Below are 16,370 nucleotides of genomic sequence, written 5' to 3' on the forward strand. Positions count from 1 at the left end.
ATGGACACCAATCGAAGAAACTGGTAAGTTCCAAGAACACCACATCTATATCGTCAAAGATAAAGACGGTAAGGAAATCAGTCGTGAAGTCGTAGACGGTGATGTTAAGGGTGGTACAAGCAAGATGACTTACACCACTGGTAAGAAGGACAAAGACGGTTTCAAATTTGTGGAAACACAAGATCCAAAAGAAAATCCAAGTTACGATAAGGACGGAAAAGAAACTACAGGTAAATTCGTACCAGGTAAAAAACAAGAGATTACTTATGTTTACGAAAAAGTAGAAGTACCTTCTGAACCAGAAAAACCAACTGAACCAGAAGTACCTTCTGAACCAGAAAAACCAACTGAACCAGAAGTACCATCTGAACCAGAAGTACCATCTGAACCAGAAAAACCATCTGAACCAGAAAAACCATCTGAACCAGAAGTACCATCTGAACCAGAAAAACCATCTGAACCAGAGAAACCATCTGAGCCTGAAGCACCAACTCCAGAAGTTCAAACAGCATCCGTGCTTCCTCAAACGGGAGAAAATGATGATAAATTAGTCTATAGTGTTGCAAGTTTATCTATTCTTGCTGGTTTAGGATTGCTAGCTGCTCGTCGTAAAAAGGAAGAATTTTAGGAGTTAATTAATTTAACATTGTAGTTAATTGGTGTTAATATAGTTTTATTAGGGAGCAAATAAACTTTTAATTATTTGCTCCTTGATTTTATTTAATGATAAATAGTTAGCTTTTATAAAATGACTTACGACTAATCTGATTGAGTTGTGCAATATTATATAAGTTTAATGAATGTAAAATAGTCGATAGTTTAATCGGAATATTTCTAAAAAAATATGGAAAGTTAAGCCGAAATATGTTATATTATTGATGAATAAAGTTGATATTATCCGCTGTATAAATTAAACATTATAATAATCATTCATAGTCTCCTATAATAGAATACCTACCAATATTGTATCTGTGAATGATCCTAAGATCTTTGGATTCCCTCAATATCCAAGGACTTTTATGTTTATGAGTAGGAATGAAGGCTTTGTTTAAGGAACCAAGTAACCTCGATTGCTTGGTTCTTTTTTTTGTAAAAGAACGAATTTTTCGATGAGAGGATTTGATACAAAAGATCATTTGAGGAACAGCCAATCTGAAAGAGATTTATTAATGAAAGATCGATTGAATGAAAGCGGATATCATTGCATTTTTGCGTGTGTTTTTATTGGAATTCGCTTTTATAATAAGAAAAATAGCATGAATTATTAACTTTTTTAATAAAATGTTGGAGCGCTAACATCTTTTTGGCTGAAGCTATGGTTTAATTAGGGTGTCAAATAAATGACTCAACCTTACAAGCTTACAAAAAAATTAATCGGCCGATTAATCGACGAAGATAGAGTAGGGTATTGAAAGTATGTTCGACTTGTCGCTAACGAATAAATTTCTAGGAGGAAATGAAATGACTGAAAAGCAAAATCCAGAATTTAAATATGTTGATGAGTACGGTTTCGATGAAGCACGATTAAAAGAAGCCTTTGAAGAGGCACGTAAGATCTATAAAGAGCGTGGCTTCATGCGCGAAATGGGTGTTGGTAAAGCACCAGCCATTACAACTGTTGACATGGCTAGAGCTTGGATGACAGAAGGTCACCCATTCACTTGTGACCACTCTGAAGAAGTCTGTGCCAATGCCTTAAAAGTACTAAATGCTGGACGTAAAGCAGGGGTTCCAATCTTCCATACGACAACAGGATATTGGGGAGAAAAACAATGGGATCTTCCACGTTGGGATGAAAAGATTCCAATGCATACTTTAGATATTGATGATGAGTATTGGATGGCTATCGATCCAAAATTAGATCCACAACCTGAAGAACCAGTAATCCACAAAAAATATGCATCTAACTTCTTTGGAACACACTTAGCACAAACCTTGAACTTCTTAGGGGTAGATACCTTAATCGTTATGGGTGCTACTTCATGTGCATGTGTTCGCCATACAGTAATGGACTCAACGGGATATGGCTTCAAGACCTTAGTTCCTCGAGGAACAGTCGGCGACCGGGTTCCAGGGGTTATCGAATGGAACATGTTCGACATGGAAGCGAAGTTCTGTGATGTTTGGGAAGTTGACGAAGTTGTTAAGTATCTAGAAGGTATTGACAATTCCGTTTACCGTAAGCACGAACGTAAACTTGATAAATAATTAAGTATTTTATCGAATAAATATTAGTAAAATATAAACCCGTCAAGTCCAGTTAATCTAGACTGGCGGGTTTTCATCATTAGTAAGTAGCTAGCTTGAGACAAGGAGGGAAATAATGGGACTATTAATTAAGAATGGGACGATCGTCTCTTCAACAGCTGAGTACCAAGCGGATCTATTAATAGAAGACGAAAAAATCAAAGAAATAGCCGTCAATATTCCAGAAGGCGACCATGAGGTGGTGGATGCAGCAGGTAAGTATATCTTCCCAGGGGGCGTCGATGAGCACGTGCATATGGGACCTTTTGATTCATATGGTTTTGAGACCTCACATGCTGCCTTAGTAGGTGGAACAACGACGATCGTTGATTTTGCGCCACAAGATCAAGGAGATACGGTGATCAATTCATTCCACCGGCATAAGGATGAAAAAGCCAAGGGAATTGCCTCACCGGACTTCTCCTTCCATGGTATGGTTATGGACACGTCCGAAGCCTTATTGGATGAGATTCCAAAGATGGTTGAAAATGGCATTGTTAACTTAAAATTCTTTATGGCTTATAATGGGACACCTTTCCATGTGGAAGATGACCTCATTTTTAAGGCCATGCAGATATGTAAAGATTATGGAATTACGCCTTGGGTTCACTGTGAGAATGGGGACATGATCGAAGTTCTCAAGGAAGAAGCCGTTAAGAATGGTGTCACAAAACCGATCGGCCACTATCTATCTTCACCACCAACGGTGGAAGATGAGGCGGTGCAACGTCTAATCTACCTAGCTAAGTTAGCTGATTGCCCAGTCTTTATTGTTCATAATACGACGGAAGGAGCCTGCGAAAATATCAAACGTGCCCAAGATCAGGGTCAACCGGTCTATGGTGAGACGTGTACCCACTATCTCACGATCGATACTTCCTTCTTAGAAAAGGAAAACTTCGAAGGGGCCAAATGGGTTTGCGGTCCAGCTATCCGGCCTAAAGAGCACTTAGAAGCTGTTTGGAAAGCGGTTAAGGATGGTACCTTAATGGGAATTGGATCGGACCACGCTGCTTGTGTGGGTGGTTTTGAGAAGGCTAAGAAACGCGGTATCGATGACTTTACTAAGATTCCAAATGGGGTTCCAGGTATGCAAGATCGCTTGAATATGGTCTGGACCCAAGGGGTAGAAAAAGGACGGATCAACCGTCAAGACTTTGTTCGTCTATGTATGGAAAATCCAGCCAAGGTCTGTGGTATCTATCCTCAAAAAGGTGCCTTATTGCCAGGTTCGGATGCGGATGTCTTGATCTGGGATCCGAACTATGAAGGAACGATTTCTGTTGAGAATTCCTATGAAGGAACTGACTACAATACCTTTGAAGGCTTCCCTCAAAAAGGGATTGCGGATAAGGTCTTTCTTCGCGGACATCTGATGGCAGAACGTGGTAAGTTAGTCGGCGAGAAAGGCCAGGGGCAATATGTTAAGCCACAGCCTTATACCGTATGTTACAGCAATTATCATCAAAAAAAGGCGGAATAAAAAAGCGTCTTGACTTTTTAAGGCATACAGTTTAATAGCTTTACGGATAAAAAAGACTGGTAGTAATGTCAGAAAAATAGGCCAACCATCGTATGTAGGGTTTATTTGGATGTCTCACGTTCTTTTTTAAGAATGTGAGGCATTTTTTATAAAAGGGGTCTTATCTAGAAAGAGTGAATAGGTATGGAATATCTCATTGTCAGCAATAATGCATTCGTCAAAGCGAAATATCAGTCCCTTCAGTTTGTTGAGGGAGATTTTTACCAGGTTTTAATCGTGGCAAGAGACAGAATTCATCGAGGTTGGCGCTTGGTATCGCACCCATTGCCTGCATCGATTCGAATGATGTATTCTCCGATACGGTCAATTATCCTGGCCAAGGAGCCTCATTCGAGTGCGACTTTATTGATCGAGCAGTCTATCGATTCCTACCTACGGACCATGGGGCAACGACAACCAGATTATCGAAATTTGGCCGACTATCAGACGATTGATTTCGAATTACTGCAAGCTTGCATAGCAGACTTAACAACAAATATCGAGTAAAGGGGGTCCTAATGTGAGATTAGAAATGCAAAAAATTCGGATTGACGCCATTGATTTTGGCGACCAAACGTGCATACAAGACCATCGATTGATCATCAATGAGGCCGAGATGTTAGCCTTTATTGAAGAAATAGAAAATGTTAAAAAAGCCAGCATTGCCTTGGCAAGGCCCGGCGAAAAAAAACGGATTATTCCCGTGAAAGACGTCATCGAACCGCGTTATCGCGTTGACCGAGGGAATCAATTTCCAGGAGTGACTGGAGATATTGAGCAGCTCGGTGACGGTATCACTAAAAAGATGCAGGGGGTAGCCGTTGTCACGGTAGGGGATATTGTTGGTTTTCAAGAAGGAATTATTGATATGTGGGGCGAAGGGGCCAAGTGGACACCTTTCTCGCAGACCTTTAATGTGGTAGTTGATATTACCCCGATTGAGGGCTTGGAACCCCATGAACATGAAGCGACTTGCCGGATGGTCGGACTTAAAGCCAGTGAATACCTTGGCGAAGCTCTGGCTGATCTGACAGCGGATGAGACGGAGGTCTATGAGATTGAAGATGTGAAGACCAGTCTTGAAAAATATCCAGATCTTCCACGAGTTGCCTATGCAGAAATGCTAATTGCTCAAGGCTTGTTGCATGATGGTTATATCTATGGGGTTGATGTCAAGCAGATTCTACCGACCTTATTGAATCCATTGGAAGAGCTCGATGGTGCCGTCATCTCGGGAAACTGTGTCGCGGCCTGTGATAAAATCACAACCTATCAACATCAAAACAATGCAGTTATTCTAGAACTCTTGAAGCTTCACGGAAAAGAGCTGAACTTTGTGGCTTCAATCATGGTGCCGGAATTAACCATTCTCGATGGTAAGTTCCGTACAACTGACTATACGGTCAAGCTTTGTCAAATGTTGGGCGTCGATGGCGTGATTGTATCGGAAGAAGGCTATGGAAACCCAGACTCAGATTTAGTCATGATTGCCCAAGGTTTGGAGCAGTCTGGTATTAAAGCGGTCTTAATCACCGATGAATGTTCGGGATGGGACGGAGATTCACAACCTCTGGCGGATGCCAAGGAAGAGGCTAAGGCGGTAGTTTCCACTGGAAACGTGTCTCACTTGGTGCATTTAGAGCCAGCCGACCAGGTCTTGGGTGATGCCAAGGCTATTGCCAACCTATCAGGAGGCTGGGAGGGCAGCTTGGATGATCAGGGACGGATTACTTGTGAATTAAATGCCATTATTGGATCAACCTCTGAAATTGGTTACCACAACCTAGCCGTGGAATTACATTAGGAAGGGGGAGGCAGATTCATGAAAAAAATACTTTATTATGTGAACCAGTTCTTTGGCCAAATCGGAGGCGAAGATAAGGCTGATATTGAACCCCGCCTAGTGGAGGGACCGGTGGGTCCGGCTCTCGCTTTTAATAACCTCGTTCAAGGAGGAGAAGTGACCTATACCTTGATTTGTGGGGATAACTATTTCAATGAGAACTTGGAATTAGCTCAACAATTTGTGATGGAGGCTTATGACCAGATCAAGCCAGACTTGGTGGTAGCAGGACCTGCCTTTAATGCGGGGCGTTATGGGATGGCTTGTGCGGGGGTTGTGAATACCCTGAAGGATAAGACTACTGTCTTAACTGGGATGTATCATGAGAACCCAGCGGTTGAACAATGTCGCACTCACGCCTATATTATTCCGACTGGAGACTCGGCCGCAGACATGCGTAAGGCTATGCCGAAGATGGTCGAATTAGCTAATAAGCTATTGGCAGGCCAGGAGGTCTCTGCCGAGGAAGATGGCTTCATGGTACAAGGTCGTCGTTTGACGGTCATTTCCGATAAGATCGGGGCCTTGCGGGCGACGGAGATGTTGCTTAAACGCTTAAAAGGGCAAGACTTCGAAACCGAATTACCCATGCCAGAATTCGACTATGTGGACGCTGCCCTACCGATTTCTGATATGGCAAATGCCACAATTGCTTTAGTGACAACAGGGGGGATTGTACCTGAGGGGAACCCTGACCACCTTCAGTCCGCTTCTGCTCAAAAGTGGGTGAAGTATGATATCTCTGACCTAAAAGAGTTAGCGGGTCGCTTCGTGACCATTCACGGTGGATTTGATCCCGTCTATGCCAATGAAAAGGCAGACCGGGTGGCTCCATTGGATGAATTAACTCGGCTTAAAGAAAAAGGGATCATCGGTGATATTTTCCCTTACTTCTATTCAACAACCGGAACAGGGACCTCTGTCGGTAACTCAGAGACCTTCGGCCGGGAGATTGGTCAAGAATTGGCTGATGCTAAGGTAGACGGCGTTATTCTAACCTCTACTTGAGGGACCTGTACACGTTGCGGAGCAACAATGGTCAAAGAAATTGAACGCTATGGTATTCCAATTGTGCATATGGCGACGATTACAACGATTTCTGAATCAGTTGGAGCCAATCGGATCGTTCCAACGGTTGCCATTCCTTATCCTGTTGGTAATCCAGACCTGGCTGAAAAGGAAGATGCCGTACGAGATGAATTAGTCGACCGAGCCATCCGGGCTTTGAAGACGGAAGTTGCATCGCCGACCGTCTTTAAAAAAGAATAAAGGCATTAAAGTAACCAACAAGCAGAGGTGATTAGCTCTGCTTGTTTTTTATGCTAATGGCGATAAAGCTTTGTCAAAACTATTCTTTTTTGTAAGGGCATACAAAATACTTCGAGTATGTTACACTTAATATAGTTAGAAAAGAGGGAATGTTTTCACGGTTTGAAAAGCTGTGAAAGGAGCGCTGTGTGCTTTTAAAAAGAATGGAGGCTATAAAATATGAAACAGTTACAGCATCCGAAATTGTTAGACTTGGAGTTTTTTCAGGGGATTGATGATCGAACGATGGAAGCAATTGACCAATTACCCATTCGTATTAAAAACTTTGAAAGCGGGGAAATCGTTAATTTTTTTGGTGACTGCTTGGAATATATTTATATTATTATCGAAGGCTGTCTTAAGACCAATGAATATCTGATGAGTGGTAAAGAAGTGGTCTCATCCTATTATTTTGCCAAAGATGCCTTTCCTTTTTATTTAGTTTATGGCGGAAGGCAGACTTATCCTTATAATGTTTGTTGTCATAAAAAAGCCAAGGTCTATGCCCTGCCTATTCAAGGCTTCAAAGAGATTATTGCCAAAGATGCTAAGCTGATGGAGAATATCTTGGTCTTTGTATCTAAGTATTGTGTGAAGAACAAGATGGTGATCCAAGCAGCCTCCTATCCCAAGGTGGCCCAGCGTTTGGCTTTTTGGTTATTGGCTTCAGTAGATTGCCAAGGAGACTACCAAATTCCAGGCACACAGCAGTTATTTGCCGATCGGCTCTTAGTGAATCGCTCTTCCTTGAATCAAGAAATTAAGAACTTTGAAGGCTTGGGCTATATTCAGAAAAAAGGTCGCAGCGTCCACCTGAATGATCGATCGGCATTGGAGGCCCTGATTCAAGAACAATAAAGCCCCTCTTTTAAAAGCGCTTTAGATCATGGTATACTAGAGGTAGTTATTCAATCACAGTCAGAAAGGAAGTTTGTATGAAGAAACGAATTGAAAATTTTGCCCGTTTAGCGGTAGAATATGGGGTTAATGTACAAGCAGGCGAAGATGTTTTAATCACGACACCAGTGGAAAGTCCAGAATTAGCGCGCTTAATCACCAAGGTAGCCTATGAAAAAGGGGCACGTAAGGTAGCGATTAATTGGGTGGACGACTATGTGACGCGTTGCAATTATGAATATCAAGCCCAAGAGACCTTGAACGAAGTGGCGGATTGGGAAGTAGCTAAGATGCAATATCAAATTGCTGACAAGCGGTCTAATCGGATCTCGATCTATGCAGAAGATCCTGATCTTTTATCGGGACTTGATCAAGCCAAGATCTCAGAAGCGGTCCGTAATCGCTCTTTGAAGATGAAGGATTTTGTTAAATATACCATGAATGATATCGTATCCTGGTTGGTGATCTCGGTGCCAACCTTGAAGTGGGCTCATAAGATTTTCCCAGATCTTAGTCCTGAAGAGGCCTATGACAAGTTATGGGAAGTGATTCTTGATGTTTGTCGAGTATCGGAATCTTGGGAAGATACCAAGGCCAATTGGGATCAACACATTAAGACACTGAATGAAAAAGCCCACTTCCTCAATGAGCAACAATTTGAGGAAGTTCACTATCAAGCCAGCAATGGAACGGACTTACGAGTGAAGTTACCTAAGAATCACTTATGGATGTCTGCCGGTTCTTCTAACGCTAAGGGCGATCATTTCATTCCGAACATGCCAACAGAAGAAGTCTTTACCGCTCCTCAATATGATGGAGTTAATGGCCGTTTAGTAGCTTCCAAGCCGTTAGTTTATAACGGGGTTGTCATCAATCACTTTGAATTTACCTTCAAAGACGGTAAGGTGGTTGACTTTAAGGCTCAAGAAGGTTACGACACCCTCGCTGAAATGTTGGAAAGCGATCCAGGCGCTCGCTTCTTAGGAGAAATTGCATTAGTGCCTTATGATTCCCCGATTTCTAATTCTAATATTTTGTTCTATAATACACTCTTTGATGAGAATGCTTCTTGTCACTTTGCCCTAGGTAAGGCCTATCCAACTTGTGTTGAGGGTGGCACTGATTTAGAAGACGATCAAGTACACCAAGCAGGTCTAAACGATTCCTTGATCCACGAAGACTTCATGGTCGGAACCGCTGATTTAAACATCACCGGCTACAAAAACGATCAAGCTTTCCAAATCTTTAAAGAAGGAAACTGGGCATTTTAAAACAGAGTGCGAACAAAAGCGTTTACCTAACGGATGTAAGACTGTAAGTTGCTAAAGCAACAACAGTCTCAGCAATCCCCTGTAGCATTTTCAATGCTTACAGGCTTAAGTGCGTCCGCAAGCACGTTTTGACAGAGTGCACTCGCACTAGTGATACATTCATCAAAAAGGACTACGACAGCTTTTTGTACCGACCTCCCAATCGTTAGATTTTTGGTCTAACTTTTGGGGGTCGGTACATTGGTCGTAGTCTTTTTAGTATCCCGTTAATTTTCAGGTCGGATTAGGGTTTGGAAGTGATCGATGAGTGACTGGGCTTGACCTTCCATGCGCCCACTCACTAATTGAGGAGACCCACCGCCCTTAATTGAAGGGCTTGAACTCTGAAGTGCCTTTAACAAGTCTCGAGCTCTTCCTTGAGGGGACAAGAGGGCGAATTGTAGCTTGTCGGAGTCTTGATGATAGACTAGGCAGTCTTGGTCGATGAATTTAATCAGGGCTTGAATGAGAACGTGATATGTTTGCTTATAAAGTTAAAATTTATTAAATTAGATGACTTTATCTTAGTATAGTTGTGATAGGATATAAAATAGTCGAAAATATTTTATTAATCATATTAATTTTTATCAATGATCTTTCGCTTTATTAGTAGTCATTAAAATAGCTATTTAATAAGTGACTATTAAAAATGAAAGGAAGATTATTATGGATAGCAATGCAAAAATTATATGGGATTATTTAACTAGTCATGGGTGGAGCCAAGAAGCAGTGGCTGGTATCCTAGGAAATATGGAGGTGGAGACTGGAATCGAACCAAATCTTCATGAATATGGTGGAGGAACTGGTTATGGATTAGTACAGTGGACCCCTGGTACTAGACTAATTAATTGGGCGCATCAAAATGGATTGGATCCTTCTAATATTTATACTCAGCTTAAACGTTTGGAGTTCGAAGTAGAGAATTGCCACATCTCATCAATAAATCCGTATATAGATAAATTGGGAGTGGGCAATTTCAGAGACTTTACTAAACTTAGAAAATCGCCAGAGGAAATGGCAAGAATTTTTGTAATAAATTATGAACGCCCTTCAAATGAAGGTATGAAATTAGAGAAGCGTCAAGCAGCTGCGCGTCGTTGGTATGATAAATTTAGTGGAGGGTCTAGTTACGTCCCATCTACTTCAAAAAGCACTGACAATATTCAATATTATACTGTACAAGCAGGGGATTCTTACTGGGCAATTTCTCGAAAATTTGGATTAACAGTAGATCAATTGTTAGAAATGAACAATTTTGATGCTAATCATATTATTCATCCAGGTGATCGACTCATTGTAAAAAAAGAAGTGTCGCGTCCAATTCCCACTCCACCAAGTGGTGAAAGTATTCAATATTATACTGTACAAGCAGGAGATTCTTATTGGGGAATTTCTCGAAAATTTGGATTAACAGTAGATCAATTGTTAGAAATGAATAATTTTTCTGCTAATCATATTATTCATCCAGGTGACCGATTAATTGTTGGATATAGTAGTGAAAAAGAACCTTCGCCAGCTCCAACACCTTCAACGCAAACTAATTTGGAAGCGGTAGTGAATTGGTTTAGAAGTCGTCAAGGGAAGGTTACTTATAGCATGGATAATCGTCTAGGTCCAAACTCTTATGACTGCTCCAGTGCAGTGTTTAATGCTTTGAAGGCAGGAGGCTTTGTTTCACAGGACACTTGGCCAGGTACAACAGAAACATTATTTCAAATGGAGGGTACATTACTAATTCCTATCAGCAGAGCAGAAGCAAAGTTTGGTGATATTTTTGTAGCAGGGGTGAAGGGTCAGTCTCTCTATGGTGGAGGTCATACAGGGGTATTTGTAGCTCCAGAACGTATTATTCACTGTACATCATCATATAATGGTATCGTTGAAACACCATTAGAAGGAAACTATGGATATGGACTTCCTTTACATTGTTATCGTTTGCGTGGAGCTAACAATTCATCTCCACAGCCATCACCATTACCTAATTCAGGAAATGAAGGAACTGAGCATTTAGTTAAATCATATGCGGAAACCGGACGTTTTACTGCTAATCAAGTAGTAAATATTCATAATTCTTGCTCAAAATCATCTGCAGTGGCTGCGATATTAAATTCTGGAGACTCAGTATATTATGATTCTGTATATATTACTAATAAATATATGTATATTAGCTATGTTTCTTATTCAGGAGTTCGTCGCTATGTGCCAATTTGTACATATATCAATGGAGTAAAAGGATCAATTTCAGGGACAATTGGATAAGTTTTGATTTTCAATAAATAGAGCTAGTCAAATAAGAGCCTTGCTCCTGACAATTTATCAGGAACAAGGCTCTAAATGTATATAAAGTCTATTTAACAATATTGAAAATATTGCCTTTATCATCATAAAAACTTTGCCATTCATCATCAGATTGTATGGTCAATAAAACATTGCCGGCATCATCGGTCACTTTTATTTTATTATTTTCACCCAAAATGTAAGTGATATTTTTTAGACAAACAGCGGTTGCGGGAGTCTCTAGTTTATTTGCTTGAAGTGTTGCTTCAGGTGAAAGTTCAAATGAGTCTAAATTATTTATTTCTACATTAACATTGTTTTCCCAATTAGTAATTTGTTCTGATTGAGGGTAAAGTAAATAGATAGTATTAAAATCAAAGATATAGCCATGTTCAGATTCATCTTGGTAAATAGCGCTTTGAAGCGGGAATTTTATAAGGGAGTTTAAATCTAAATCATAGTCAGAAACTTCATTATCAATTAAAATAGAGGCGATTGCTGGTGAATCGAGGTTCTCTAATTGGTAATAAGCTGTTGCCATGATTGATTGTCCAGGTGCGATTTCTTCTATTTCATGAGCATATTCTTGGTTTTCTAATTGATAAACTGCTGTATCAAGTATAGTTGGAGAGCCATTGATATTTTGAGATACCTGAACATGATCTTCAAATTCATTGGTGTAAGTGGTAGTGCTTTGATCAGAACTATTATTAAATTGATATTTGATTACTAACATATATTTGTCCTGACTTTGATTGCCGGCTTCTCCTGGTGCAAGGGTGGCTAGATATTTTATTTTATATTCACCACTATCAGTATTAAAGGTAAAATCTTTTGGAAGATTTTCAAGGTCTTCTTGTTGGTTTTTTAGATTATTTTGAATATGGGTAGAGATCTGTTGTTGTTTCTTTAATGATTTCTGACTATTTTTCTTACGATCTTCTTCACTTAAGGATGTTTTTTGATCGCTTGTCTTAGACAATACTTCTGGATAGAGATTGGTGAAGTGACGAAATGGCATCTTAATATCACCTAGTAAATCTCGTGTAGTCAAGTAATTGATTGCAGCATTAAATACGGCATCTTTAGGTAGTTTTGCTAACATATCATCTGTAATACCGTAAGTTTTTAGAGAATTCATGTAAGTGTTGTAAAAGCCATTATTGGTATAAGCAATAGCTTCTTCATTAGACATTGGCATTGATAGTTTTGAGTTTTGATGAGTATTCTCTTGCTTAATCGGATTTTCACTAGAAGTATTATTTTCAGGAATAGAAGTATCTAAGAGATCAGGAACAAGATATAAGAGACATTGTCCAGCTTCTTCTGGATTAACGGTTTCATTGCCTACCGTAATTAAATAGTTGAATGCAGCTTTTTTGAGCGTTTCTAACGAAACTTTGTTTAACATTTCATCACTAACACCAGCACTGTGTAAAATTCCTCTATAAGTTTCAACATATCCTGCATCTATGAGTTCTTGTGCTTTGATTGGATGCATTGCAGTTCTATGCATCGGTTCAAGTTCTTCGGTCGTCGAATTATTTTCCTCGGCAATGACAACATTATTGCAAAATACAGACGTGAGGGCTAACATAGTTAAACTTGATGTCACAATATACCTTTTAAACATATCTTCAAATCCCTTCATTCAATGATAAGTTAATTATAGCATTTGTAACTTATTGTTTCAAAACAAACTATGATTATAAATTGCCAGTATTGTACTTTATTGACTGAAATTTCTTTCGGAAATTATTTTGAAACATAATAATTTGTACTCTTGCAAAAAGTCATCGTGAAGCTCTGATGGGACACCAATGAGGTTGCTTAAGAAGAGAGGCTGTAATTTTTGAAATATATACTCATATTCTTTGTTCAAGATCGCTCGTATTAACTGTTCGTCCATATTTAGAGATCCTTAATTTCTTTTTTCATTTTTTTGAGTGCCCTATTTTTTATTTGACTTATAGCGGAGGGGGATGTGTTCATGAGTTTTGATATTTCTTGTTGAGAATATCCTTTAAAGAAATTAAGCCATATAATTTTCTTTTGTAAAGGAGATAAGGTAGTGAATGCGACTTCGAGGTTTTTATTATTAATTATTCTTTCATAATCGTTTAGTATATAGTCTTCATTACATCGATAGGCAATGTCTTCAATATTGTCATCTTCTTTTAATAAATATTCTCTTGTTGTGGTTTTGCGATATTTTCTTAACAGATCAATTTTAAGATAGCTAATTTTTTGTTTTAAATAGGCTAGCAACTGTTTACACTCTTGTTTTTGTTGATTTGAGATGTAAGTTATTTTTTCTTTTTTCATAGCTATATCCTTTCTATGATAAAAATTTTATTTAGTATATTTCTTTAAGAATATTAGAAAAGCTTTGATATCTACTCGGTTCTTTGATTAGTTTTTCTATAGAAACTCCTAGCCTATTTGAAAAATGGCAAAGATAAGTTATGTTTATTTCACATTCATTTTTTTCTAAACGGATATAATGTCTTTTAGAACAAATTCCTAAACAAACTTGTTCCATAGTGAGACCTTTAACTTTTCTTATTTCTTTAAGTCTGTTTTTTGCAGGTTCAATCATGAAATTTTCCTCTTTTCGAAGTCCTTTTAATTAACATTATGGTGAACATACAATTATGTTAAAGATGCACATCTGTCACTAGATTATTAAAAAGAGGCTGTGACATAAGTCCACCAAAAAACCGGCTGAATCGTTGATATTACAACGATTCAGCCGGTTTTTATGTTATAATTAAGTTAATCAATAAAAAAACAGAGGACCTCACCCCTCTGTTTCCATTTCAATCCTAGAAAGGACCAAAAAATGCATACTCATTATAACCTAAATCAACTTTATTTGGAAGTCTCTTATCAATACCGCCCTCAAGAAGATCACATCAGCTACTATATTCATCAATTTGTGGACTCTCTAGAGATTCATTATCCCTATCTCTTTGGTCGTCCTCGTAAATATGACTTCTCGATGTTACTCAAGTTATTATTATATGCTTATTCTCGCGGTGTCTTCACCAGTCGCTCGATGGAACAATTGGCTCGCGAAAATCTGCCCGCTATCTGGTTGTGTCAAAATGAAGTACCTTCTTACCGTACAATTTGTCGATTTAGACAGTCCGATGAATTAGCTGACATTCTTAAACAAAGTTATGATGAATTTGTGCGGTATTTAAGACAACAACGACTTATCGATGATCATCTCTTTATTGATGGGACAAAAATCTTAGCGGATGCCAATAAGTACAGCTTTGTCTGGAAAAAGAACACGATCCGCTTTGAAGCAATGAATCGACAAAAGATGACCGAACTCGTCAATGAAATGCGTCAGTATTATCAAATGGGGTTGATTCCAGAAGAGACCCCACTAACGCTTGAAGGGCTTGAAGAAACCATTACCCAGCTTGAAGTTCGCTTAGAAGACTTAGAGGAAACCATCGAAGAGTCTCCTCGGTTGTCACCGAATCCTCACAAAAAGGAGCGGCGAAAAGTCAAGAGTCAATTGAGGCGCATGAAACATTGTCATTCCAAGCATCAACACTATCAAACGCAACGAGCCATCTTAGGTGAACGTCATTCGTATTCAAAAACGGACCCCGATGCGACCTTTATGCGAATGAAAGAAGATCCCATGAAGAATGGTCAGTTGAAACCGGGCTATAATTTACAGATTGCCACCTCTCATCAGTTTGTTTTAGCTTATGAACTTTTTTCAAACCCGACAGATACGCGGACATTAAGACCTTTCTTTGAGAGTCATCAAGCACTGTTTCGCTCCTTTTCAGTGGTGAGTATGGATGCAGGATATGGCTCTGAAAGTAACTATACTTATCTTGAAGAAAGCTTTCCCGAAATCACCGCATTAATTCCTTATGGCACGTATCTTAAAGAACAGAGTCGAAAATGGCGAAGTGACGACTCAAAAGTCATGAATTGGGACTATGATGAAAAAGAAGACTGTTACGTCGATCCTCAAGGGGTACGATTTAATTTCGTCGCTTATCGCACCCGAACGGATAAGTATGGTTTTGAAAGAAATTTTAAAGAGTATCAAGCAGAACGGATCGATGAGAATCAACAAGAAATTGAAGCAGCCCTTACTCAGAAAGGATATGTCCGAAAAATTACGGTTAATCCTTCGTATGACTACTTCAAAGCCAAGCAAAGGGGGCTCTTAAAAGATCCGAAATATCGTCCAATTTATAGCCAGCGGAAGATCGATGTTGAACCAACATTTGGTCATCTGAAGGCTTGTTTGGGATTCACTCGATTTCATGTTCGAGGGAAACAGGCCGTGAATAATGAGATGGGATTAGCTCTAATGGCAGCTAACCTAAGAAAATTGCGATTAAGAAAGACAGAAAAAGAAAGAACCCAGAAATTTTACTCCTATTGGATAAAATTTCTGGATATTTTTGAGACTTGTGTCACAGCCTCTTTTCTTTGTTTCTAATTTATATATTTTGAGTAGATCAGGAGATTTCTGTAATGAAAAAAGTAGTTATTATGATTGCTTTATAAACATTAATTATTTAACTGATATTTTCGCTATATTTATGACTAGCTTTATTTTAGAAAGAGGGAGTCCGATGGAGGAATTTATTAATTTAGTTGGTAATTTTGGGTTTCCTATTGCACTGGTTATCTATTTTTTGGCTAGATTCGAAAAGAAAATTGATCAGTTAACCCATAGTTTAGAAATACTAGCTCAGCAAATAAACAATATTTTAGTTAGAGATCAAATTAATAAGGGATATCATAATAGAGAAGATAGTTATGAAAAGAAGAACATACAAATATAAATGATTAAGGCCTCATTTATATTTTTTCTATAGTCAGTTTAGAAGAGCAAATAATTGAAATAATATGGCATTACTGTTGTTTAGCAAGTAAATTATATTAATTCAGCTTCTCGTAAAATAGATTGTTGGTCTGG

Annotated in this window: 15 protein-coding genes; 11 read left to right on the forward strand and 4 right to left on the reverse strand. The window is 38.9% G+C overall.

Annotated features, from left to right (window positions below):
- The 8 genes from HMPREF9706_RS07530 to HMPREF9706_RS07570 all read left to right on the forward strand — a co-directional run.
- A partial coding sequence (locus HMPREF9706_RS07530) for an LPXTG cell wall anchor domain-containing protein (RefSeq protein ID WP_006908775.1) occupies positions 1-628 on the forward strand: 628 nt, incomplete at its 5' end.
- An 833-nt stretch (positions 629-1,461) separates the two neighbouring features.
- Positions 1,462-2,208: an isochorismatase family protein gene (locus HMPREF9706_RS07535; RefSeq protein WP_180947357.1), complete on the forward strand. Its 747-nt coding sequence runs from the start codon at positions 1,462-1,464 to the stop codon at positions 2,206-2,208.
- Between the two features lie 115 nt (positions 2,209-2,323).
- Positions 2,324-3,730 carry a dihydropyrimidinase gene (hydA, locus tag HMPREF9706_RS07540; RefSeq protein ID WP_006908777.1) on the forward strand — a complete coding sequence of 469 codons (1,407 nt, stop codon included), beginning with the start codon at positions 2,324-2,326 and terminating at the stop codon, positions 3,728-3,730.
- 183 nt (positions 3,731-3,913) lie between these two features.
- The gene (locus HMPREF9706_RS07545; protein WP_006908778.1) at positions 3,914-4,276 is read left to right on the forward strand and encodes a GrdX family protein; all 363 of its coding nucleotides are present in this window, start codon (positions 3,914-3,916) and stop codon (positions 4,274-4,276) included.
- A 13-nt stretch (positions 4,277-4,289) separates the two neighbouring features.
- Positions 4,290-5,573 carry a glycine/sarcosine/betaine reductase component B subunit gene (locus tag HMPREF9706_RS07550; RefSeq protein WP_006908779.1) on the forward strand — a complete coding sequence of 428 codons (1,284 nt, stop codon included), beginning with the start codon at positions 4,290-4,292 and terminating at the stop codon, positions 5,571-5,573.
- Positions 5,574-5,591: 18 nt separating this feature from the next.
- Complete coding sequence (locus HMPREF9706_RS07555; RefSeq protein ID WP_081580751.1) at positions 5,592-6,881, forward strand: glycine/betaine/sarcosine/D-proline family reductase selenoprotein B; 1,290 nt, start codon at positions 5,592-5,594, stop codon at positions 6,879-6,881.
- A gap of 219 nt (positions 6,882-7,100) precedes the next feature.
- Entirely contained in the window at positions 7,101-7,778 is a 678-nt protein-coding gene (locus HMPREF9706_RS07565) for a Crp/Fnr family transcriptional regulator (RefSeq protein WP_006908782.1), read from the forward strand.
- 77 nt (positions 7,779-7,855) lie between these two features.
- Positions 7,856-9,088, forward strand: a complete 1,233-nt coding sequence (locus HMPREF9706_RS07570) for an aminopeptidase (RefSeq protein ID WP_006908783.1) — start codon at positions 7,856-7,858, stop codon at positions 9,086-9,088.
- Positions 9,089-9,354: 266 nt separating this feature from the next.
- Here the strand turns inward: HMPREF9706_RS07570 and HMPREF9706_RS09375 are convergent, their stop codons facing one another.
- On the reverse strand, positions 9,355-9,489 hold the full coding sequence (locus HMPREF9706_RS09375; RefSeq protein WP_269208128.1) for a hypothetical protein: 135 nt from the start codon (positions 9,487-9,489) through the stop codon (positions 9,355-9,357).
- A 304-nt stretch (positions 9,490-9,793) separates the two neighbouring features.
- On the opposite strand from HMPREF9706_RS09375, the gene HMPREF9706_RS07575 reads away from it, so the two are divergent.
- The gene (locus HMPREF9706_RS07575; RefSeq protein WP_006908784.1) at positions 9,794-11,386 is read left to right on the forward strand and encodes a phage tail tip lysozyme; all 1,593 of its coding nucleotides are present in this window, start codon (positions 9,794-9,796) and stop codon (positions 11,384-11,386) included.
- Between the two features lie 88 nt (positions 11,387-11,474).
- Here the strand turns inward: HMPREF9706_RS07575 and HMPREF9706_RS07580 are convergent, their stop codons facing one another.
- From HMPREF9706_RS07580 to HMPREF9706_RS07595, 3 genes are all read right to left on the reverse strand, one after another.
- A complete protein-coding gene (locus HMPREF9706_RS07580) occupies positions 11,475-13,019 on the reverse strand; it encodes a DUF5067 domain-containing protein (RefSeq protein ID WP_231285865.1) in 1,545 nt (514 codons plus the stop codon).
- A gap of 296 nt (positions 13,020-13,315) precedes the next feature.
- Complete coding sequence (locus HMPREF9706_RS07590; RefSeq protein ID WP_006908787.1) at positions 13,316-13,729, reverse strand: sigma-70 family RNA polymerase sigma factor; 414 nt, start codon at positions 13,727-13,729, stop codon at positions 13,316-13,318.
- 31 nt (positions 13,730-13,760) lie between these two features.
- Entirely contained in the window at positions 13,761-14,003 is a 243-nt protein-coding gene (locus HMPREF9706_RS07595) for a helix-turn-helix domain-containing protein (protein ID WP_006908788.1), read from the reverse strand.
- 243 nt (positions 14,004-14,246) lie between these two features.
- Between HMPREF9706_RS07595 and HMPREF9706_RS07600 the strand changes: the two genes are divergently transcribed.
- A complete protein-coding gene (locus HMPREF9706_RS07600; RefSeq protein WP_006908789.1) occupies positions 14,247-15,887 on the forward strand; it encodes an IS1182 family transposase in 1,641 nt (546 codons plus the stop codon).
- Between the two features lie 136 nt (positions 15,888-16,023).
- The gene (locus tag HMPREF9706_RS07605; RefSeq protein WP_006908790.1) at positions 16,024-16,236 is read left to right on the forward strand and encodes a YvrJ family protein; all 213 of its coding nucleotides are present in this window, start codon (positions 16,024-16,026) and stop codon (positions 16,234-16,236) included.
- The last annotated feature ends 134 nt before the right edge of the window (positions 16,237-16,370 follow it).

This window comes from Facklamia hominis CCUG 36813 (assembly GCF_000301035.1).
GTDB classification, from domain to species: domain Bacteria; phylum Bacillota; class Bacilli; order Lactobacillales; family Aerococcaceae; genus Facklamia; species Facklamia hominis.